The 20,251-nt window shown below is 66.7% G+C and carries 11 protein-coding genes and 3 pseudogenes; 5 read left to right on the top strand and 9 right to left on the bottom strand.

From position 1 onward, the window contains the following. The first annotated feature begins 162 nt into the window (after nucleotides 1–162). The gene (locus AB0M70_RS37715) at nucleotides 163–450 is read left to right on the top strand and encodes a hypothetical protein (protein WP_365827583.1); all 288 of its coding nucleotides are present in this window, start codon (nucleotides 163–165) and stop codon (nucleotides 448–450) included. A gap of 43 nt (nucleotides 451–493) precedes the next feature. On the opposite strand, the gene AB0M70_RS37710 is transcribed toward AB0M70_RS37715, so the two are convergent. After that, the gene (locus tag AB0M70_RS37710) at nucleotides 494–856 is read right to left on the bottom strand and encodes a hypothetical protein (RefSeq protein WP_365827581.1); all 363 of its coding nucleotides are present in this window, start codon (nucleotides 854–856) and stop codon (nucleotides 494–496) included. Nucleotides 857–1,981: 1,125 nt separating this feature from the next. Between AB0M70_RS37710 and AB0M70_RS37705 the strand changes: the two genes are divergently transcribed. Both AB0M70_RS37705 and AB0M70_RS37700 read left to right on the top strand, forming a co-directional pair. After that, a complete protein-coding gene (locus tag AB0M70_RS37705; RefSeq protein WP_365827579.1) occupies nucleotides 1,982–2,104 on the top strand; it encodes a hypothetical protein in 123 nt (40 codons plus the stop codon). Between the two features lie 75 nt (nucleotides 2,105–2,179). Then, a pseudogene (locus tag AB0M70_RS37700) lies at nucleotides 2,180–2,412 on the top strand (helicase associated domain-containing protein); the annotation flags it as partial. A gap of 41 nt (nucleotides 2,413–2,453) precedes the next feature. Here AB0M70_RS37700 and AB0M70_RS37695 read toward each other — a convergent pair. Beyond that, nucleotides 2,454–2,660, bottom strand: a complete 207-nt coding sequence (locus AB0M70_RS37695; RefSeq protein ID WP_365827577.1) for a hypothetical protein — start codon at nucleotides 2,658–2,660, stop codon at nucleotides 2,454–2,456. Between the two features lie 168 nt (nucleotides 2,661–2,828). Between AB0M70_RS37695 and AB0M70_RS37690 the strand changes: the two are divergent. After that, nucleotides 2,829–3,006, top strand: a pseudogene (locus AB0M70_RS37690) (IS5/IS1182 family transposase); the annotation flags it as partial. Nucleotides 3,007–3,252: 246 nt separating this feature from the next. Here the strand turns inward: AB0M70_RS37690 and AB0M70_RS37685 are convergent. The 4 genes from AB0M70_RS37685 to AB0M70_RS37670 all read right to left on the bottom strand — a co-directional run bounded on the left by AB0M70_RS37685 (nucleotide 3,253) and on the right by AB0M70_RS37670 (nucleotide 7,920). Continuing rightward, complete coding sequence (locus AB0M70_RS37685; protein ID WP_365827575.1) at nucleotides 3,253–4,470, bottom strand: MFS transporter; 1,218 nt, start codon at nucleotides 4,468–4,470, stop codon at nucleotides 3,253–3,255. Beyond that, nucleotides 4,467–4,874, bottom strand: a complete 408-nt coding sequence (locus AB0M70_RS37680; protein ID WP_365827573.1) for a helix-turn-helix transcriptional regulator — start codon at nucleotides 4,872–4,874, stop codon at nucleotides 4,467–4,469. Before AB0M70_RS37680 ends, AB0M70_RS37685 begins: the two co-directional genes overlap by 4 nt. Before the next feature lie 690 nt (nucleotides 4,875–5,564). After that, nucleotides 5,565–7,454, bottom strand: a complete 1,890-nt coding sequence (locus tag AB0M70_RS37675) for an ATP-binding cassette domain-containing protein (protein ID WP_365827571.1) — start codon at nucleotides 7,452–7,454, stop codon at nucleotides 5,565–5,567. 67 nt (nucleotides 7,455–7,521) lie between these two features. After that, nucleotides 7,522–7,920, bottom strand: coding sequence for a hypothetical protein (locus AB0M70_RS37670; protein ID WP_365827743.1), 399 nt, complete (start codon nucleotides 7,918–7,920; stop codon nucleotides 7,522–7,524). Between AB0M70_RS37670 and AB0M70_RS37665 the strand changes: the two are divergent. Continuing rightward, nucleotides 7,861–8,151, top strand: a pseudogene (locus AB0M70_RS37665) (tyrosine-type recombinase/integrase); the annotation flags it as partial. The gene AB0M70_RS37670 and the pseudogene AB0M70_RS37665 overlap by 60 nt on opposite strands. Before the next feature lie 110 nt (nucleotides 8,152–8,261). Here AB0M70_RS37665 and AB0M70_RS37660 read toward each other — a convergent pair. The 3 genes from AB0M70_RS37660 to AB0M70_RS37650 form a co-directional block, all read right to left on the bottom strand. Then, nucleotides 8,262–8,723: a hypothetical protein gene (locus AB0M70_RS37660; protein WP_365827569.1), complete on the bottom strand. Its 462-nt coding sequence runs from the start codon at nucleotides 8,721–8,723 to the stop codon at nucleotides 8,262–8,264. A 4-nt stretch (nucleotides 8,724–8,727) separates the two neighbouring features. Beyond that, on the bottom strand, nucleotides 8,728–15,579 hold the full coding sequence (locus tag AB0M70_RS37655; RefSeq protein WP_365827567.1) for a polymorphic toxin-type HINT domain-containing protein: 6,852 nt from the start codon (nucleotides 15,577–15,579) through the stop codon (nucleotides 8,728–8,730). A 137-nt stretch (nucleotides 15,580–15,716) separates the two neighbouring features. Further along, nucleotides 15,717–19,991, bottom strand: a complete 4,275-nt coding sequence (locus AB0M70_RS37650; protein WP_365827565.1) for a LamG-like jellyroll fold domain-containing protein — start codon at nucleotides 19,989–19,991, stop codon at nucleotides 15,717–15,719. Between the last annotated feature and the right edge of the window lie 260 nt (nucleotides 19,992–20,251).

The raw sequence follows: 20,251 nt of genomic DNA, 5'->3' as shown, positions 1-20,251 counted from the left end.
CGGAACCTCGTTGGACTTCAACTCGGCTACAGCGCTGGCTATAGCGGAGCGCAGCGTTTCCGGTTTTGACCGCATCTCCCATGGTCGGAGATTACTGGCCCGCGTCCAGACGATCGACTGCCTTCCATACGTGCCTGCACGTGGCTGCAGTCCACCCTGTGGGTGCGCAACAACCGGCACCCGCGCCGGGCCGCGCCCACCGTGCCGCTCTTCCGTGGCGGCGACCTGGAGTTGCTCCTGGTCCACCCGGCAATCAACTTCGAGCAGGCCAAGGCGACGCCGAAAGGCCGGCCCTCCCTGCTCGCCAAGCTCACCCCGCATACCCCTGTTGACGCCGACGCGACGGTGAGCCGAGGGCCTCTGACAAAGGCGTATGAGAGCACGGTGGCCCTCTCCTCGACCACGGTGAAGCCCCCGTCTGCTGTATCGCGGACGGGGGCGCTGTGGTAGTGAGCCGGGGACTGGGCGCGTCCCGCGGCTTGTGGCCGGGGCCTCAGCAGTCGGCGCGGAGGCTGTAGACAGGATTCCAGTTGCCCCTGACAGGGCCGTAGTTGGCCGGCGTCTCGTAGATCCGGGTGCCGTTCGAGCCGAACATCTTGACCTTGCCGTTCCCGGGCAGGCGGTTGTTCCAGTACCCGCCTCCGCTCCAGGACCGCGTGCTCTCGGACATACCGCAGTACAGGACGAGCCTGTCGCCACTGTCGGTGGTGGCACAGAAAGCGCCGGACACGGTGCACGAAGCCGCCGCCGCGCGGCTGGTGCCGGGGGTGTCGGTCGCGAGGGCGCTGGTGGCGGCGCCCGTCAGCACAGCGGCCGAGGCAGCGAGGAGTGAGACTGTATTGCGTATCTTGCGCATGTACGCCTGCTTTCGTGTTGGTCCGGATGCTGTGACAGCACTGTGCCGAAACAGTCCTGTAGAAGGCTGGGACAAACCTTGAATCCACTGATGGCCTCATATGCGCACCCGCAGCCGCACCCGCCCCGGCCTGCAGCTCCCGAGGCCCCGCTCCCTGATGGGGGCAGACCGGCTCGTCTCAGCGTCGGTAGGTCCGACCGTTCGAGTGAGGACCTGCTAATGAAGCCTGCATGCACGTTCGAGTTCGGCCGCACAGGGTGTGCAACTGGCGACCTCGCGTATGCAACTGGCGCGTATTCGGTGGGCATTGGGGCGTTGCCCTTGGCTGTACGCTCCGAGCTGGCTGACTGGGCCGTTCTGTCACCGGGTACGCAGTCGTTCATCTGCCCCACCGCCGCAGGTTGGATGGCCGCCCGAGCATTCCCCGAACGGCCACCCAGCGCACCAGCAGCTTCTAGGGCAAGGCCTAGACGTACTTGCCGCTCACTCCAAGGGCTCCGAGTCCTGCCGGGCAGTCGGCCACGGCACCTTCGAAACCCGTATTCGTGCGCCTGACCGGGTTAGCTGGGTCGCCGCACCGCACGGTGACCTGCACGTCGCGGCCACTGCCCGGGCAGAACCGCAGGCCCCGGCCGTGGCCGTACCTGTGGTCTGTCCACATGCTGCAGTGGGCTGCGGCGGTGTAGGAGGCCTGGGCTACGGCGGTGTAGGAGGCCTGGGCCGCGGGCGCAGACGCTGCCTGGGCGGGCACAGTCATGGAGACGGAAGCAGCTGCAGCACCGAGTGCGGCGGCTGTCAGGGCATGGCGAAATCGCATGAAGGGTCCATTCCTGTCGGGTTGAGCCCTCCTGCTTCGGTGCAGGAGAGGCCGGTGAGCTGACGGCCGGCGACTGCATACCGTCACTGCCGTCCGTCCGCGTCAAGAGCAGGCCACCAACGATCGGGGCCCAAGCAGACCGTGTTCGTCCTCGCTCGTGGGCAAGAGTGACTCAGCGGTTGATCGGGGATCGACGTCATTTGGTCTAGCCCAAATAAGGACATCTTGATCAGGCTCCACATGCCTTTCCTTCTCCACTTCGCCGCCGCGGCCTGGCCCGCTCCCGCTTGGCCGGAGGACCTCGGCCGATGACGGAACTGGAAATCGCGCTGCGTCGGTTGCAAGAAGGCAGCCATCCCACTTGGTTCGCAGCCTGGCGCGAACAATCGCTGCGCCGTCTCTCGCTGAAGCCGCGGCGGCTGTTCGACTGATCCCGCAACTCACGGACAGATCCACAGCAACCACAGGCCACGGGTTACGTGTACCAGGCTTCCAATTCAGGTTCTGAGGCCGCCACGCAGTACTACGAACGCGAAGGGCACCTACAGGTCCCCAGGAAGCACGTCGAACGGATCGTCATCGGCGGCGGGGCCGACGGTCGCGACGGCGGGAGCGGCGGAGAGCAGGAGGAACGAGGGATCAAGCTCGGGGCATGGGTCGGAATCAGCGGAGCAGGGCCGAGACGCTGACGCGGGAGCGGATGGAGCAGCTCTCCAAGATCGGGATGCGCTGGACGTGATGGGCAGGCGCAGCAGTGGGCTGGCCCACTGCTGTTTGGTCTCAGCGACGGGTGGTGTACATGTGCAGGATGACGCCCATCGGCTCTTCCGAACCATCCGGGTTCTTCTGGATGCCGGGGCCCGTGTTGAAGCGCAGCGTGGGCCCTCGCTTGGCCAGCTGGACCCTGTCGAGCGCAGCATGCCGGTCCGGATGCCCGACTACAACCTGCTCGCAGCTGTCCGTGGGGTCCTGGTTGCAGTTGATCACTCGGCTGAGCTTGACCTCTTCCGCAGATGTGCCTTGGCCGGGGACGAGCACGAGCTGAGCCCTGGGGCTGACCGGGAACCTGATCTCGTGAGCTCCCTCCAGGCCGAACCCCCGGTAGGCGTCGCTCGGAGTATCCGGGCGCCAGAGTACGAGGGGACTGATAGCCAGAGCCCGGTCGACCGTGCGCGGCCGGGCAGCAAGCACCACCTCGTCGCCGACAGCCAGGGCACCCCGCTCGCGGTGTCGCTGACCGGCGGAAACCTTGGGCGACGTCACGCAGTTGCTGCCTCTGCCGGACAAGATCCAGCCGGTGGCGGGCGTCGTCGGCAGGCCCAGACGCAGACCCGATGCCCTGCTCACCGCGGCTGGGACCTGCACGAGTACCGCTATTTTGCGCTGACTCGCTCGGGGAGCAGGGAGCCTGCCTGCGTGATGCGGATGGCCCATGTCCTGGCACCAGAAGCCAGAGCACGTGCGCCGCTACTTCGAGCCGTCCCTCGAGGCATTTTCGGAGCTGACGATCCTGCCGGCCGCCGGCGGTGCGTGCCGCTAACCGGGCCCGGGCGGGTCGCGGGCGCCGGGGCCGGGGCCGTTACGGGCAGCGTGAGGCGGCCGGCGTGTGCTGTGCCTCGGGAGTGTGCGGGAGAGGGCTGGTATGCGGCGTGGCGGATCCGGGGCGGGGTGTCAGCCGGGCGGTGAGCCAGGCGAGCACGAGGGCGCCCGCGGCGGCGAGGGCGCCCCATCCGGGCAGTGCGCCGGGGCTGGTGCCTGTGGCGAGCAGGGTGCTTCCGGCTGCTGATCCTGCGGCGGAGCCCAGGTACATGGCGGCCATCTGGAGGGCGATGAGGGTCATGGCCTGCTCGGGGCGGTCGCGGGTGAGGGTTTGTTGCAGGATGGGCACGCTCATCCAGCCGCTCGCGCCCCACAGTGCGGTGGCGATCAGCCAGGCCGCCGGGTGGTCGGTAGACCAGAGGGTAAGGAAGGAGGCCAGGAGGAGGGCCGGGATCAGGGGTAGCAGCCGGCGGGGGCCCCAGGTGTCGAGGGGTTGGCCGATCAGGCCAGCGCCCAGGACGCCGCCGATGCCCCAGGTCCAGATGAGTGTGAAGCCCCAGCCGTCAAGGCCGCGCCCGTCGGCCATGGGCAGCAGGTAGGTGTAAAGGCCCAGGCTGGCGGTGCCCAGGACGAAGGACAGGGCGATGCCGGATGCGGCGCGCGGGCTGCCGAGCATGGGGCGGGTTTTCCTGCCGCGGGCGGCGGGCAGTGGGGGCAGCGGGCTCGAACGCAGAGCGAGGGCGAGCATGCTCAACACGCCGATGAGCACGACGAAGCCCATCGTGGCGCGCCAGCCCATGTGCTCGCCGATCAGCATGCCCAGCGGCACACCGGCGACGGTCCCGGTGGACAGGCCCAAGGTCACCAGCGCCATGGCGCGCCCGCGTTCGTGGCCGGCCACCAGCGCTCCGGCGGTCGCGGTGGCGACCGCTGTCAGCACGCCGGCCCCCGCACCCGCCACGAGACGCGAGGCCAGGAAGACGCCGAGGGTGGGGGCCAGCGCGGTGGCGAGATTCCCGAGGTTGAAGGCGCCCAGCGCAACCAGCAGTGCAGTCCTGGCCGGCCGGCCGGCCAGGGCGCGGGAGAGGAAGGGGCCCGCTACCGCGTAGGCGGCGGTGAACGCGGTGACACCTAGTCCGATCGCCCCGGCCGTCGTGGCCAGAGAGCCGGCCATGTCCGGCAGGACACCCGCCAGGACGTAGGCGTCGATCCCCAGGGAGAGCGCGGCGACCACCAGCGGCCACACCTTACCGATCACGCGGCACCCCCCGCGGCCCCGACCTGGCCGGCATCGTCCGCGGCGGCCTCGTCCTGGCCGGCGCCCCCCGCGGCTTCGTCCTGGCCGGCTTCGTCCGCGTAGCCGGCCAGGACGGTTCCCACCAGGCCGGGAAACCGGCTCTCGAGATCTGCGGTGCGCAGCCGGATCAGGCACTTGCGTCCCTCGGCGCGCACGAACACCACACCGGATTCGCGCAGCAGGCTCGTGTGGTGGGTCAGCGTCGAGCGCGGCAGATCCGGGCCCAACTCCAAACTGTCGACCTCACCCCGCTTCGCCAAGATGCCCACCATCGACAGGCGCAGGGGCTCGCTGAGGGCGAACAACACACGCGCCAGCGCGATGTCAGCCGTGTCGGGATGCTGGTACGTGCGGGCCGCAGCCATCACACCACTCCAATCGTCCGGGAATTCCCGCACAATATAGTGCGGGAATACTCGAACGATCAACACCGGCGCCCCACAACATCCCGGGCCGCACAAAACGACGTGCCACCCCACTCCCCCACCCCCGCCCCGCCGGTGAGGGCCGCCGGCCGCCGGCCACCGCCCACAAGCGGTGGCTAGCGTCGCGATCGTCGCAAGAACAGCGTCCCGATGATGATCAGACCGACCACAGCGGCCACAATCACCAAGGAGCCGACCCAGTCAGCCCCCCAGGGCTCAGAGCCATAACGCTGTAGGCGTGAGCATGGAGACCGGTCGTAATCGCTTCCTCATCTCTGCGTGGCCCTGGCCTGGGTCAGAAGCCGTCTCGCCCCTTGACGGAACAAGAGGGGCTGGAGTGGAACTGGGTACCCACCCCAACGCGCCGGCTACCCAAAGCGGCGAGCGTGTCGGGATCCGCAGCGTAAGAGGAATTGGCTGGGGCGGGATGTCCCTTGCCGAAGCAGCCTGACCACCCGGTGCAGCCTGCTCAGCACATCGAAAGAGCAGGACCCGCGGGTCTACGCCGACGGTTGTATGCGGCGGGTCAGCCACGTCGTAGATCACGGTGGTCGGTGGCGAGGTCCGCGGCGTCAGACGAGGGTGGCGAGTACACAGAGAGTCATCCGAACCGCCGGGGTGGAATGTTGTTCAGCGGTCTTGTGCCAGCTTGTAGAGCTCGGCGAGAAGCCCGCCTTGATCCATGAGTTCTTGCCATGTGCCCTCTTCGCGGACCCGGCCCTCGTCGAGAACGATGATCCGGTCAGCGATGCGGGCATTCTCAAGGTTGTGCGTCACAAAGACGGCGGCCCGGCCCTGGGCAAGTTCCTTGAACCGGCTGATCACCAGGTGTTCGGCTCGGGCGTCCATCGCGGAGGTCGGCTCGTCCAGCATCAGCATGGCCGCCTCCCTGTAGAAGGCCCTGGCGACCGCGATGCGCTGCCATTGGCCGCCGGACAGGTCGGTGCCACCCCAGTTGGAGCTCGCGACCAGGGTGTCCAGGCCGTAGGGGACTTGTCCGATGACGCTGTCCGCGCCGGCGGCCCGCGCGGCTGCCAGGAGCAAAGCGTCGTCCTGGGTGCGAGGTTGGCCGAGGTGGATGTTATCGCGCAGGTTCATGGGCCAGCGGGTGTAGTCCTGCGGGACCAGGCCCACTCGGGGCCAGAGGCTGTGCGGATCGGCTTCGGCCAGGTCCACGCCGTCCCACGTCACCTTGCCGCCGGTGTTTGCGACGCGCAGGCCCGTGAGCAGGGCGGAGAGGGTGGTCTTGCCCGAGCCGTTCTCTCCGACCAGCGCGATCAGTTCGCCGCGGCGCAGTGTGAGGCTGACGTTGTCTACGGCCGGGACGTCGGCGCCGGGGTAGGTGTAGGAGACGTTCTCGGCGCGGATCTGTGCGGGTGCCCCGGCCGGAATCCTGGTGGTGCCGCGTTCTGCGCGTAGGGCTGTGGCGCTGCGCAGGAAGGACTGCCAGTCCTCCAAGTACAGGGAGGTGCGAAAGAGCCGGGCTGCGGCCATGACCAGGGAGGTCAGGGCGCCGGTGGAGGTGCGGACCGCGATGACCGCGGTGGCGGCGATGGCCAGTTCCATCCGCCCGGTGGCGGCCAGCCACCCGAGTGCGGCCCAGGTGGCTGCGAGCATCAGTCCGCTGAGGGTGGAGCCGAGCAGGGTGACGCGCAGGACGCGTGGGGCCGCGCGGCGGTGGGTGGCTTTGATCCGGTCGGTGATCTGCCGGTACCAGGTGGTCAGGAAGCCGGCCATGGTGGTGGCGCGGACCTCGGCGGCGGTGCGCTGGTTGGTGGAGTAGTAGCGCACCAGGTAGCGCAGGTGGTTGTCGGAGATGTTCTGGTAGTCGGCGCGGTGTTGGATGCGGGCGGTGGTGATGGCGGCCGCGCCCTTGGGCACGACGGCCAAGACGAGCAGCGGCAGTAGCAGCGGGTGCAGGATCGTCAGGACGGAGGCTGCGGCGATGAGTTGGGCGAGGGCGGACGTCAGGGCCTGGGCGTCGCCGATGAGGGTCTCGGTTGCCTCGGCGCCCTTGCCGGCGGCCTGGAGGCGGTCGGTGAAGCCGGGCCGGTCATATGCCTCCAGCTCCACCTGCGGGGTGGCGGCCAGGATCTGCAGGTCGGCTTCGGTGGCGACTTCCGGGGCCAGGCGGGCGGAGGCGTAGACGGCGAGCGCGTCCGCCCCGGCCCGCACCCCGGTGGCGACAGCGACGACGATCAGCGAGCCGGTTGCAGCACTCACCCGGTCGGCGACCGGTCCGCCGGTCAAGAGGTGGTTCATCGCACCGGGCAGTGCGGCGAGCGCGACGGCTGAGGCGAGGGCGACGACTAGCTGGCACAGTGCGAGCCAGAGCACGGCGGCGGGGTCAACGGCCCAGCCCAGTCGTGTGGCGGCGCCGATCGTGCGGGGCAGGCGGGCGGCCATGGCCCACCAGGAGGCGTTCGCGATGTCCTCGAAGCGCGCATCGCTCTGGTAGCCGACTTGCTGCGGGGAGCCGGACGGTTTCGGGGCGGGTGAGGACTGCGTCACCCGCCCCATCCTGGTGTGTCCGCCCAGGACTCTGGGGCCTATTGAGCCGAAGTCGCTCGTGTGATGGACAGGACGTCTACAGGGACCGAAGGGCCAGTTCGACAGCCGTGATCAGGAACAGTCCCGTGCGATACGGGGCCGCTTCGGCCGGGCTCAGCGCGGCCCGCTCGACCGTCTCGGCGAGCACCGCGGCATCGAGATACCCCAGATCGATGAGGTGCAGGTCCTTGCCCCACCCGCGCAGCAGACCGGTGGCGTACTCGTGCACCGCGCGGTTCATCAAGTGGCCGAAGTTCTCCCGTAGCGCCGGCGTCACCACCGCCTCGGGCAGGCCTCGCGTGGCCAGGCGCTGGTGCAGGAGGAGCTTGTCCTTCTTCCACACCGTCGGCAGGCGCTGGCCGAAGCGGACCGGCACTTCACCGCCCTGCTCCGCCGGGCCAGGCTCCGCCGCATCCGGTTTCACGACCTCCGTCACTCGGCGGCGACGCTCCTCCTGGAGCAAGGGGTGGAACTCGTCGTGATCAAGGAACTCCTCGGCCACGCCCACATCGGCGTCACCGCCACCGTCTACGCCCACGTCCGACTCCGCCTCCAGCGCGACGCCATCGACACCCTCAGCACGGCCCTCTACCGCGACCCGGCGGACGGCCGTGACACCCCCCACGACGGCGATCGCCCGCCCCTCGCCAGAGCCGCTGTCCGCTGACGTTGCCGTCAACTGCTGCCGTCAAGCCCACCGGAATGCCCCACCAGGAACAATCTCTGGTGGGGCATTCCGGCATTTCTTTGCCGCCCACAGACGGCCGTATTTAATTGTTAGAATGACGCAGAAAACCGGTCGAGATCCCTACGTATCGGTCCAGAGCACGGAATGCGTCTCCACCACCATCCACGCGCTTGAGATTCATCGCCATTGAGCCGAAGAATGATACCCGCTTCATCGTCTTCTGTATAGGAGAGAAATCTCGAATCCGCCTCATTTAGGGCGATGAGGAAATTTCTCGACTCATCTTCAGGGACCAATTCCAGTCCTCGGGCGATGAAATCCCGCAGGGAGTCGGCGGCAATCAAGTCATGCGCGCCCCAGACAGACCTGTCAGAATCTGGAAGGTCAAGCTCTCTCTCCATCCGGGCCACATGCTCGTACCACCCAAGCAGCAGCGTGACCAGGTCCAACGAACGAGTTGGGGCGACGCTGACAGCAGTTCGCTCAAGGTGGGCTGCTTCAGCAACTCCCAGGTGGCGACCTAGCCAATCACGTGCTTCAACTTCTGACATGACATCACCTTCCCGGATAGTAGGCTGTCGACTTCCATGGCATATCCCAGTTGACGATGACGCGAACGCCATTATGATCGAATCGGGATGAATTCTGCTTCTCCAGTTGGCGCGGCCCGGCTTGCCTCAACGTGGTTTCTACCTCTGCCACCGAAGGTCTACCCATTGCCGAATTCCCATCACCCGTATGCCCGTTCACGAATTGAGTGATCTCATCCAGGGAATATTCGCTGCCGTGGAAGTCTTCCCCGCCAAGGCGATCACCGCTCTTCCCGCCAAGCGGAACCCCGCAGTTCGGTCCTGAATTGTGAACGAGAACCGGCGTCTGTCCGGCGAGCACATAGTACGTGTGGAAGCCCTCAATGGTGAGGTTGTAGGTGCGCTGATGGTCCCTGTACTCACGACTGGCGTTCACGGTGACGGTGCGGCCGTCGTCCGTGCGCAGGGTCGTGCCTGGCTCAAGGTCTCCGGCCTCGACCCAGTCCTTCTGGTCAACGGACCAGAAGGGGTGCTCATACGTGGCGGTCAGCTTCTCGGCGCCGTCAGGCGTGGCGATCGTGAGTTCGGTGAACTGCTTGTCATCGTCAGTGACGATCGTCGCGGTGACTTCGCGTTCTCTGGTCTCACCAGTCTTCGGGTCGGTGGCCAGGACCTTGTCGCCGAGCTCGACATCCTCGATGTTCTTGCTCGTGCCGTCGGCCATGAGGACGTCGGTGCCGGCGAGGAAGCACTTGCAGTCGGATGATCGGCCCTTCTTTGTCTTCCCGACCGTCTCTGCTGCTTCCTCACCTTCCTCGAGCTTGCGCAGCTTGAGGAGTTTCAACGCTTTGGCGGGTGTGGGCAGGTCCGCGAGCGTGCTAGCGCAGTCCCCCAACCCGTGCTTGTTCCAGCAGCCTTTCCATGCGTCGGTGTCAGGTGCAGCGACAACCGCTATGACTGTGAGGAAGTCCAGGACCGGGTCATTGGCGTCGGGGTAGGGGCCGGGAACAGGGGCTGGGTTGGCACTGGGGGATGGCTGCGGACTGCTGTATCCACGGCCACCGCCACCGCCACCGCCGCCTCGGTAACCTCCGCCACCGCCGCCACTGCCCTTGCTGGTTACGGTGCCCTTCTTCTTGTTGCCCTTGTGGTAGTCGCCGTGGCGGTCAATCCAGTCCTCGTCGGGCCTGCAGTAGTCGCCGGCGCACTCCTTCAGCCCTGTGGGATCGCTGAAGGTAAGAGGGTTGTTGCTGCTGTAGCTGTAGCCGTTGATCTGCTGGGGGTTCGTCAGATCCATGATCGGGTCGACGGAGATGAACCGGCCGGTGGCAGGATCGTATTCGCGGGCGCCCAGATGGGTGAGCCCTGTGGATTTGGTGTCGTCGGTGCCGCCGACGAAGCCCTTGTTGCCGGGCCAGGACTTCGGTGCTTCACCGCGCGGGCTGCCGAAGGGCAGCGTGCGGCGCTGGGTGAGGGCCAGGTCGTTCGCCTTGATGGAAAGTTGACCGGTGCCCTGGTGGTCGGCGGTGGTGAAGGTGACGGCGCCGTTGTCTTCCTTGACGGCTTGGTGGCCGCCGCCGAGGGGGGTGTAACGGGTGGCCTTGGCCTTGGCTTCCCCCTTGGGCAGGGTGACTTCGGAGTGGCCGAGGTAGAGGGTGTTTTCGGTCGGAGTACGCGCGATCAGGCGATTGCCCTCGGTGTCGTAGACGTACTCGGTGACCTTGTCCTTCTCGCCCTCGACGGGTTCGGTGACCTTGGCGAGGTGACCTTCGGCGTCCCAGGCCAGCTTCTGGGTATCTCCGCGCACCGTGCGCGTGTTGGTGTTGCCGGTCTCGTCATACCCGTAGGAATCCTGGGTGGCAGTTCCGCCGGGGAGGTGCGTGGTGACCGAGCTCAGGGTGTGCGGCTGCGGATCACCCGGCTTGGGATATTCGTAGTCGCGCTGGGTGTTCTTGGTGCTGTTGCCGCTGGTGTCGTGGAGGGTTTCGGTGAGGCGGTTGCCCGCCTTGTCATAGGTGTAGGAGTGCCAGTAGGGCGCGGGGCCGCCGGTTTTGTCGCCGGCCGGAGCTGTGGCGCAGGTCTTTTCGCCCTGGGTCCACGCCTCGGTCATGCGCCGCAGGTAGTCGTAGGTGAAGCACTGCGTGTCGGTGCCGGTGCGGGAGACGTCCGAGACGGACAGGATGTTGCCCGCCTGGTCGTAGCCGTAGGTGTCGAGCTGGTCGACGCCGGGCTGGTCCTGGCGGTCAATGCGGGAGGTGGCCAGGCGCTGGGTGCCCCACTCGTAGGTGTTGGTGGCCCAGGTCTTCTTGCCTCCACCGGTGCTTCCCAGGGCGTACTGGAGCGGCTTGCCGGTCAGCGAGTAGCTGGTGTCGGCCTGGAAGCCGTCCCCCAGGACGGAGATGGGGCGCAGCGTCTCCTTCTGGTAGGTGGTGGTGTAGCTGCCTCCGGGCAGTGAGCCCGCGGCGGAGTAGCTCACGGTGCCCACCAGGCCGGAGGGCAGGTAGTCGGTGCCGGTCTGGTAGGTGCCTGCCAGGGCCCCTTCCTTGTCCGGGATCACTATGGCCGTCTTCATCGGCCGGTACAGACGGTCGTAGCTGGTGACCTTCGAGGTGTAGGCGGCGCCGTCCACGTAGCGGGTGGACTCGGCGAGCTGTCCCTTGGCGCCGGCGATGGTGTCGTAGACCCATTGGGCGCGCAGTTCGCCCGAGACGCTGTCCTTGCGCAGTTCGGTCTTGCGTCCCAGGTTGTCGTAGACGCTGGCCAGGACGGTGCCGCGGGCGTCGGTGGTGGTGGTCAGCTGGCCGCGGTCGTCGTACTTGCTCTTCGTTGTGCCCTTGTCCGGGTCAGTGGTCTCGATCTGGCGGCCCAGTTGGTCGTAGCTGTAGGACCATTTGTTGCCCGCCGGGTCGGTGACCTTTTCGAGCTCGCCTCGCGGGGTGTAGCCGTACGAGGTGGTGTCGAAGGCCGCGCTCGGGCTGGGGGTGTGGTGTTGGCGCAGCTGGGTCGTCTTGCCCCGGGCGTCGGTGAGGGTGGTGGTGGCGGTGGCTCCCTCGGGCGGGACGACCGTGGTGCGGTCGCCCCCGTAGATCGTCTTGGTGATGCCGAGTACGGTGCCGCCGTCGCCGTTTCCGGCGATCTGCCGCTCCTCGACGGGGCGCTCCAGGCCGTCGTACGTGGTGCGTGTCTGGGTCTCCACGCTGAGCGCGTCGGCGGGCTTGAACAGTCCCCGGTTAGGTGCGCCCTTTGTGTAGTAGGGCGCGAACGCCTTGGCTTTCAAGCCGCGTTCGTCGTAGAAGATGTCGGTGAGGACGCGGCCAGCATCGGGGCCGGGCGCTTGAGTCTGTCGCTCGCGCAGGAACCCGTCGTAGAGCGTGTATGAAGCGACCTGCCCGCCCTCGTTGTTCACGCTCTGGGTGCGGACTGCAACCGGTTGGCCCTCGTCCACGAAGTAGGTGAACTGGTGGCTGGGTATTTCGCTGGTCTTGCGATCGGCCAGCCAGACCTTCGCTGAGCGGCCGAGCGCGTCATAGGTCATCTCGGTGCGTTTGGCGTTCGTGTCCACGACGGCCTTGGGCTGGCCACGCAGCGACTCAAGTTCGGTGACCATGGTCTGAACCGATGCGGCATCGGCGGCCCTGGCCGGCGGGGTGGTTGCGGTGACCTTCGTCGGGAAGCCGGTGGCCGGGCTGTAGGCGGTGGTCGACTTGCGGCCGTCCGAACGGACGGAGCGGGTGGGAGCGTCGCTGCCCGAGGCGGTGACATCGGCTGTCAGGTCCGTGGTGGTCAGCTGACGGCCGTAGCCGTCGAAGGTGGCACCGGATTCCAGGTAGGTGGCCGTCTTGCCGTCGTGCTTCTTGAGCGTGGCGGTTGCGGTGGCATCACCCTTGCTGGGCGCTGCCCCGTAGGCACCGCCGTCGTAAGCGGTGCGGACGTCGGAGATGACCAGCTTGGTGCGGTCAAGCGTGGTGTCGGCGCACTCGGCGGCGACGGTCTCCACCCGCGCGGGCAAGGTGAGGATGTTGTCTTCGGTGTTGGTGGCGTAGACGGTGCGAGTGCACTGGTTGTCGGCCGCCGTGCCGTTGTCGCCGAAATCGTCGACCTGAGTGGCCCGGCCCGCGACCGTGTCGAAGTCTGTCGCAGTCGAGGTGATGCGCCAGTCGGTGCCGACGCCGTCGTCGAGCGAGGTCCAGGTCTTGGAGTGCCCGGTGCCGGTGAAGTTGGCCGTCACCGTGCCCCAGTCACGGGTCTTCTTCGCCGTTTCGTGGTGCCAGGGGCGGTTCACCGTCTTTTCCAGAGCCTTGCCGCCCGGCCCGGAGTAGGTGACGGTCTTGTAGGCGAAGCCCGCAGCGGACTCGTGGTCGGTGATCGGGTCGCCTTCGCCGCTGCCCAGGCTGACCGAGACACTCTTGGTACCGCCGGAGGTGTCCTTGCGGTCGCCGTCCATGCCGCGCAGGAAGTAGGTGTCCTCCTGCGACTTGAGCGCGTCGCCGCCGCCCTGGCCCCCGCTCTTGACCCGGACGTGGCCATAGCCGCGCCACTGGGACCAGGTCTTGGATTTCTTCTTGGTCAGGCCGTCGTCATCGTCGTAGTGCCATGCTGCGTCGCCCAGGTACTCGTAGGCGATCTTTGCGTCGGCCGCGCCGCCGGTACGGTCAGTGCTGGTCGTGGACGTGACGACATACTTGTTGAACCAATGACGTTCCGGGTCGTCCGTGCTCGAGCCACCGATGTACTGCGGGAAGCAGCGCGTGGTGTTGGACTGCGGAGTGGGCAGTGCGCCCGCGTCACAGGCCGGCGCCGAGTAGTTGACATCGACCTGACCGCCGGACTCGTCGGCGACCGTGGACAGACGCTCCTTGATGAACGGTGCGTAGCCGTCGCCAATCTTGTCCAACCGGTTGGCGAGCTGGGTGTACGAGAAGGTGGTCTTCGGCAGCGTCACCGCGGGCGTGGCCGTGTGTCCGGTGCGTTGGATGGAGTCGAGTAGCAGCTGGTAGTCGACGTCCGCCATGCCCCACCGATGGCCCAGCTTCCAGGAGTCGACGTCTTTGTAGGTGTCACCGTTGAGCACTTGGGTGGTGACGCCGGTCAGTCGCTTTCGGGTGAAGAAGGTCGGGGACAGCCGGCCCTCGTCGCAGTCCTCCGCCTCGGTGCAATTGAGGTCCCAGGGCGTGTCGTACCAGTAGAAGCTGTCCTTGCCGATGTCCGAGCAGGTGGTCTTGCTGTCAGGCAGGCAGCGCTCCGAGGTGGCGAAGTCGACCTTGGCAAGCGGCTTGGCACCGTACATGGCCGAGGACTTCAGGCCGTACTCGATGCGACTGAGGGAACCGCCGCGGGTGTAGCGGGTGTTGTCCTTGGCCTTGAGGTTGCGGCCGTAGGAGTTCTTCTCCTGGTCGTAGTAGTACGCCATCGCGTTGCCCCGCGGATCGACGACGTAGTCGAGGTTCCAGCGCCAGGCCTGTTGGCACCAGGAGTCGGCGAAGGTCGCTTTGTGGCAGGGCTCGTCGGCGTTGTTGCCGAAGACCGGGGCCGTCCAGGTCGAACCGGTAGTGGCCTTGCCGTCTGTCCAGCCGGGCAGACGGTTGTAGCCGAAGTAGTAGCGCACGCCCTGCGGGTCGGTCAGACGCCAGTACTCGCCGTCGTCGTCGCCGTTACCGCGATCGGCCGATGCCCTGCGGACGAGGCGAGTTCCATCGTCCTGCTTGAGCTTGAACTCTTCGGTCTTGGGATCCTTGTCGGGGTCACCGGCTAGGTGGACGAGTTCTCCACCTTTGCCGTTGAAGGTGAGGACGGCGTTGTCGTAGTCCCAGCACTGGTCGGCGGGCTTGTTGCCGTCGGCGTGCTCTACGCCATCGTCAGCGCATGTCTTGTAGCGGCGCTCGATGTAGCCGGGCCACAGATCGAACCCGTCACCGACCCAGGAGGACTGGTTATTCGTTGATCCCGTCCGTCCGTCGACGGAACTGGAGGAGTACGACAGGCCCACGTCCGGCTTCAGGTCGCCGGGTACCTCTGGAACCGGCATGTCGTAGGACCACGAGAAGTCACCGGTGTTCAGATTCGTATCCCAGGTCGCCGACGGGGACAACGAAGTGGCCTTGTAGTCGCCGCTCACGCTCTTCTCGTCCGCTACTGCGGCCAGCACGGTCGGCCCTGACGCTCGCAGGGCCACCGAATTGGCGGTCAGGGTCTGCTTCTCCGTGTCGTTGACGGTCCGGACCATCTCAACGGCGCGGCATTGCTGCTCTTCCGGGGTGGTCAGAGCGCAGGCCGGAAGCTGAACCAGGGTGAGGCGGGCGGCGTAGCCACCGCCGAATGCCTCGGCGAAACTGGAATAGTCGAGTGTCGTCCGGACGTTGCCTGGCTTATCGCTCTTCTCATCCCCCGGATTCACGCTGAACAGGACACCGTTCACCCCGGCCCGCTCGGCGGCCTTGCGGCTCAGCACACGGGCCTCGACACCGCCCTGTGCCGCCGACACTGCCGCACCGGAACTGCGGTCCGCACGCTTGGAGGCAGCCACCTTCGGCGCCCCGACTACCAGCGGCAGCCCCTTGGCCTTGACAGGCTTCCCTGTTTCCCTGGCCGACGGTTGCCGGACGTCCACCACGGCGGACCCAGCCTTCGGCCAGGCCGCCTTCGGTGCCTTCTTCGGGGTCTTCGGACCCTTCGCCACCGTCCGCGGCTTGACCTTGACGCCGTCCTCGCCCTTGATCGGGTTCTCCGCCGAGGGAAGGCTCGGTCTTCCGCCGCCGTCCGCTGTAGCCACCGGTGCGCTCACTGCCTGCAGCAAGGTGCCCACCATCACGGCGGACACCGCCAGGGATGCCCTGCGCCGCAACGAGCCGAACCGGCCCGGTCTTGTTATGCCGTTCATCTTCAGAATTCAGTCCTTCACGCCACAACACCAGGCCACACAGGTGCGTAGCACGGCGTTGAAAGATTGGTAGGGGATACCTGACATCGCGGGTGCGGCCTGGGGAGGATGACCGATCCCCCGGCCGCATCCGCGGTTCAGCTGTCGCCAGGCACGTCGGTGGGAATGTCGAACCAAGAGCCGGCCAGCTTCTCGATTTGCGCGTCATTCAGCGCGCCCTGGAAGGCCCACACGTCATCGACGGCACCGGCGAAGTACGTTCCCGCAGGGTCCCCCTTGGCCCTGCCGACCTGCAGGGCCATAGGAGCCTTGAAGGTCAGCACGTTGTCGGCCCAGGCGATGAGATCCTGGCAGGCGGCGTCGTCCGCGTCGCCGTTGCCGTCCGCATCCCCGCAGGCGACTTCCTGAAGGACACCGTTGACATAGAGGCGGGCTTCCTTGGCGAAGCCGTCATAGACCACCGCAAGATGATTCCACTCGCGTGCGTCGTAGAACTCGGTGTTGCTCACCACGGTGACGGGCGAGTCGGTGCTGTCCTTGGCAGCGAGCGTCAGTTCCCAGCGGCCCAGGCCCTCGGGGTCCTTGGGGTCAGGTTGGAAACGGACCGTGAAGGCGCTTCGCTGCAAACCTGTCCCGCTGACCAGAGCCACGCCGTGGTCCGGGATCGCCGCCGCCTGAGCCCAGGCTGTGACGGTGAAGCTGGCGCTCGTGTCGATAGGCGACAGCGTGGTGCCTGCATACGCGTCGGTGCCGTTCAGCTCCAACCCGCTGTTGTCGATCATCCCTGAGCCTAGCTTTGCGCCCCCGCTCAGGTTCATCGGACGCTTCACAGCCGAGAGATCCGGTGTGGTGGAGCCGGTGGCGTTGGTCTCTTCGAAGTTCCAGCGGCCCTTGACCAGCGGGCGCTGCTTGAACATCTGCTGGACTTCCTCGGCCGAGACCGGCCGGTCCAGCAGGCGCACGTCATCGATGGTGCCGGGGAAGTGGTTCTTGATCTGGCCGCTGTAGCTACCCGCCCCGAGGTACATGGACTGATCGGCATAGAAGGCCCCGGCCAGCGGGACCGATCCGGCCTTGGCGCCGTTGACGTACAGCGTGAGGGTGTTGGCGACGGTGTCATGCACGCCCACCAGCTGTGCCCACTCCCCCACGTAGGCGCTGTCGCCCTCTGGCTGCATGGCACGGATCGGCGTGGCATCGGCGGCATCAGCCGAGTACTGGTTGACTGCCCAGCGGTTGTAGGTGGAGGAGTAGTACAGCTCGAAGCCGGGGCGTTCCTTTCCTGCCTGCGCGGTGATGATCGCTGCGCCGTCCGGTTTTTTGTCGAGCTTGGCCCAGGCGGAGACGGTGAAGCTGCGTGAGGTGTTCAGATGGGGCCCGTTGGTCTGGCCGATCTTCGCGTAGCCGTCACTGCCGTTGAACGTGGCGCCCTTGCCCGCGATGCCGGGGGCGCCGGTGGTGACACCGCCGTTGTACTTGGCAGGCAGTACCCCGCCGTGTCCGGCGATCTCCTTGGCCTCGGCAGCCTCGTCCAGTTCGAAGACAGCGAGCGCGGGACGGCCAGGGTCTCCGACGGTCTGCTGAGCGTGCAGCTTGTCGATCTCGTCCTGGGCCAGCGGCTTGTCGAACAATTGCACATTGTCGACCGCGCCGGGGAAGAACGCCGAGGGCGCGCCGTTGTAGGAGGCGGCTCCCAACTGCAGGCCGCGGCGTGCCTCCCACGGGCTGTCATAGGCGGTCTTGCCGACCAGCTTGCCGTCGACGAACAGTTCTAGTACGTCGCGGACGGAATCATAAGAGCCGGCCAGATGCGTCCACTTGTCCGGCGCAACACCGCCGGGCTGGTCCGCCATCGCGCGGGCGATCCCCGCATCCGCGGTATCGGACTTGTACTGGTTGAACGCCCAGCGGTCATACGTCTTGGAATAGTAGAGCTCGAACCCCGGCGAATGGTTGCCCGGCTCGGTGGCGATGACCGCCGCCCCTTCGGGCATCTTCGACAGTTTCACCCACGCCGAGACCGCAAACCCGCCGCTGGTGTTGACCACCGGGATGTCGGTGGAGGCGTAGCCGTCGGTACCGTTGAGGGAGAGGGCTGTGCCCTGCACCCCGGCTGCTCCCAGGGTCGCCCCGCCGTGCAGTTGCGCAGCGCGCGGGGGTGTGGAGCCCTTGGATTCACCGGTGCCTTCCGCCTCGTCCAGTTGCCAGGTCGCCCGGTCCGGCTGGCCGGCCTTGACCCGGTACTGATAGGTGCGGATCTCGCTCCCGTTGCCCGCAGTATCGAAGGCCTGGGCCGTGATGAAGTTCAACCCCGGCTTGGAAGGAAGTACTTTCGCGCTCTTCGCGGCACCACCGGATGTAGTGACCTTGTTCTTTGAGCTGGGGTCGGTGTTGATGCCGTACCGGTATGACGTCACATCACTGTCGGCGGCCTTGAGCTCGAACGACCCGTACTTTCCCACCCCGTCGTGCCATGGATCGTTGGGATCCTCGGAATCGGAGGCCGGGTACTCGCCCGAGGACACCGCCGGCGCCTTGGGTACCTTCGTGTCGTAGACGAAGTAGCAGGCAGTCGGGTCGCCCGCATAGGACCACGGGGAGTATTGCGCCCCGTCGTAGACGCGGGCGTACCAGTTGATCTGCTTGTTAGTCGGGATCTTCGATGACGGCAGGCTGACCTTGAACTCAGAGTTGGACTTCTTAGATGAGGTGCGGGCCGGACTCCAGCTGCCGCCGTCCCACTTGGCCTGGAACTGCACCGAGACGCTATCGCCGTCGGGGTCCTTCACCTCGTTGGCTTCGATCTTCCCCAGGGTGCGGACGCGCGCGGCGTCGCCAGACCGCTTACAGGTGCCTCCGTACTCCATCGTCAGCTGCGACATCTTGAGCTGAGCGGGCGGCCGGTTGTACTTCACCCGCAGGAACGCCTTGTCCGAGAACCGCTTCCAGCCGTAGGCGTCCGTCTCGCTGTCCGCGCGCAGACCGAAGGTCATCGTCGAATCCCGCCCGTTGGCGGCATCCTGCACGGCCGACTTCACCGAGAACTCGGCATCCTTCGCCGCACAGCCGGAGTAACCGTAGGCAAACGATTTCGTCGACAGCTTCTTGTCCCAGAACCCGGAAGCGTTCTGCGAGTTCCACGTCGTGGACGAGGAGATCCCCTTGGTCTGCCACAGCTCCACACTGCGATCGGAACACGAGGCAGACCAGGTGTTACGCACCACGAACTCCGCCGAGAGGATCGACTTGCCTGCGAACTCGGAGACCGGAATGCGGTAGAAGAGCCGCTTGGTGTCGTTGGGTTGGCAGTAGTACCAGTTGCAGTAGCCCATACCCGCGTCGCGATCGCCATTGAATTTCCACTGCGGCGAGGAGGCCCAGTACTTCGAGGCCATCGTCCATGCCCCTGCGCGCGGCGATGACCACTGCGGATCGATGAAGACCGGATAGGTGGTGTCCTTGCCCTTCAGTACCTCCGCATCCGGGGTCAGCACCAGTTCCTTGCCTCCGGCGGGAACATCCACCCCGACCGGTGCGAGCTTGCCGGACTCACCGGCCGCCGGCTCCTCACCGTTCTGCGACGCGGGCGCCGCGTCCCCCGCTGCACCAGCCGCTCGCGGCGCGGACTTGCCGGTCGGCGCGCTCCCGGAACCGGTACTGGAATCCCACATCATGGGCTTCGGCGCCTCGAACACCGCACCTCGGGCGCCCTTGTCCACGGCCTGCAGCTCGCCCTTCGCGGTTTCCTTGACCTCCACGCCCGCGGTAGCCATCTTCAGCCGCAACTCCGCCAGGGCGGAACTCTCCGCGGCCTTGGCCGACTTCACCACGAGCAGTTGCGTGAACCCATCCTCCTGGGCCCCCATCCGCAGATCCACGTCGGGAAGCACATCGGTATAGGTGGCCGTGTCCCCCTCCAGCCGCGGAGCGGGCAACTTGCCCGGCCACGACAGCGCCAGCTCACGGCCGGACTTCTCCATGCGCACCAGTGGCGTCTCCCCGCCACCGGAGAACTCCAGCCCCACCGTGGTCACCTTCGGCGCGACCGCGCCCTCGGCGGACTTGACCAGGTCGGTGTCGACCGGCTTCCACGCGTCCCCCACCCGGGCCCGGACCGGGCGGAGATGTTCCCGCGCCTCAAAATTGCCGTCGGCCGTGGCATACACATCGCGACTCGTACTGCGCAGCGACGTCACCTCCACCGGCTTACCGGTGCGCTTGGCCTCCGCCAGAGCCGCCTCCGTGCTCGACTCCTGCGCATCGGAACCTTCACCCGCGGACTTCGTCCCCGCGGATACGGCACGAGGGGCGTTTGTCGCGGTTGCCGCCGGAGCGAGTCCCGCCACGATCGCCACACTGACCAGACCCGCCAACGCCCCGGCCCCACCACGCGAACGCACGCGCCTCCACATATCCCACCCCGGTCCATCACAAAGATGAAAATTGCCTGAACATGGCAACCAAGCGGCGACTGTATGTAGTCATCAAGTAAAAGATCCAGGAGGAGTACTTGGGGCGTATGGGGCAAAGGGGCAACCCTCCCCTGTGGCGTTACTCACGGTTGTATTGAGGTCGGGCACAGGTTGATAACGGTCTTGCGCCCACGACCTGACGGCAGCTCAATCTCGCCACTAGCAGCGGCCGAAAAGCAAGCACCTGAGGGGGCTGTCGC

This window comes from Streptomyces sp. NPDC051214 (assembly GCF_040682375.1).
In the GTDB taxonomy this organism is placed as follows: Bacteria; Actinomycetota; Actinomycetes; order Streptomycetales; family Streptomycetaceae; genus Streptomyces.
The sequence above is the reverse complement of the archived record's forward strand: the minus strand, read 5'-3'. Positions and strand labels throughout refer to the sequence as shown.

Excerpts from the sequence above, each read along its gene's own strand:
- AB0M70_RS37660 (WP_365827569.1), bottom strand. The coding sequence starts at position 8,723 with ATGTCAGAAGTTGAAGCACGTGATTGGCTAGGTCGCCACCTGGGAGTT.
- AB0M70_RS37710 (WP_365827581.1), bottom strand. The coding sequence starts at position 856 with ATGCGCAAGATACGCAATACAGTCTCACTCCTCGCTGCCTCGGCCGCT.
- AB0M70_RS37680 (WP_365827573.1), bottom strand. The coding sequence starts at position 4,874 with ATGGCTGCGGCCCGCACGTACCAGCATCCCGACACGGCTGACATCGCG.
- AB0M70_RS37675 (WP_365827571.1), bottom strand. The coding sequence starts at position 7,454 with ATGGGGCGGGTGACGCAGTCCTCACCCGCCCCGAAACCGTCCGGCTCC.
- AB0M70_RS37705 (WP_365827579.1), top strand. The coding sequence starts at position 1,982 with ATGACGGAACTGGAAATCGCGCTGCGTCGGTTGCAAGAAGGCAGCCAT.
- AB0M70_RS37655 (WP_365827567.1), bottom strand. The coding sequence starts at position 15,579 with ATGAACGGCATAACAAGACCGGGCCGGTTCGGCTCGTTGCGGCGCAGG.
- AB0M70_RS37650 (WP_365827565.1), bottom strand. The coding sequence starts at position 19,991 with ATGTGGAGGCGCGTGCGTTCGCGTGGTGGGGCCGGGGCGTTGGCGGGT.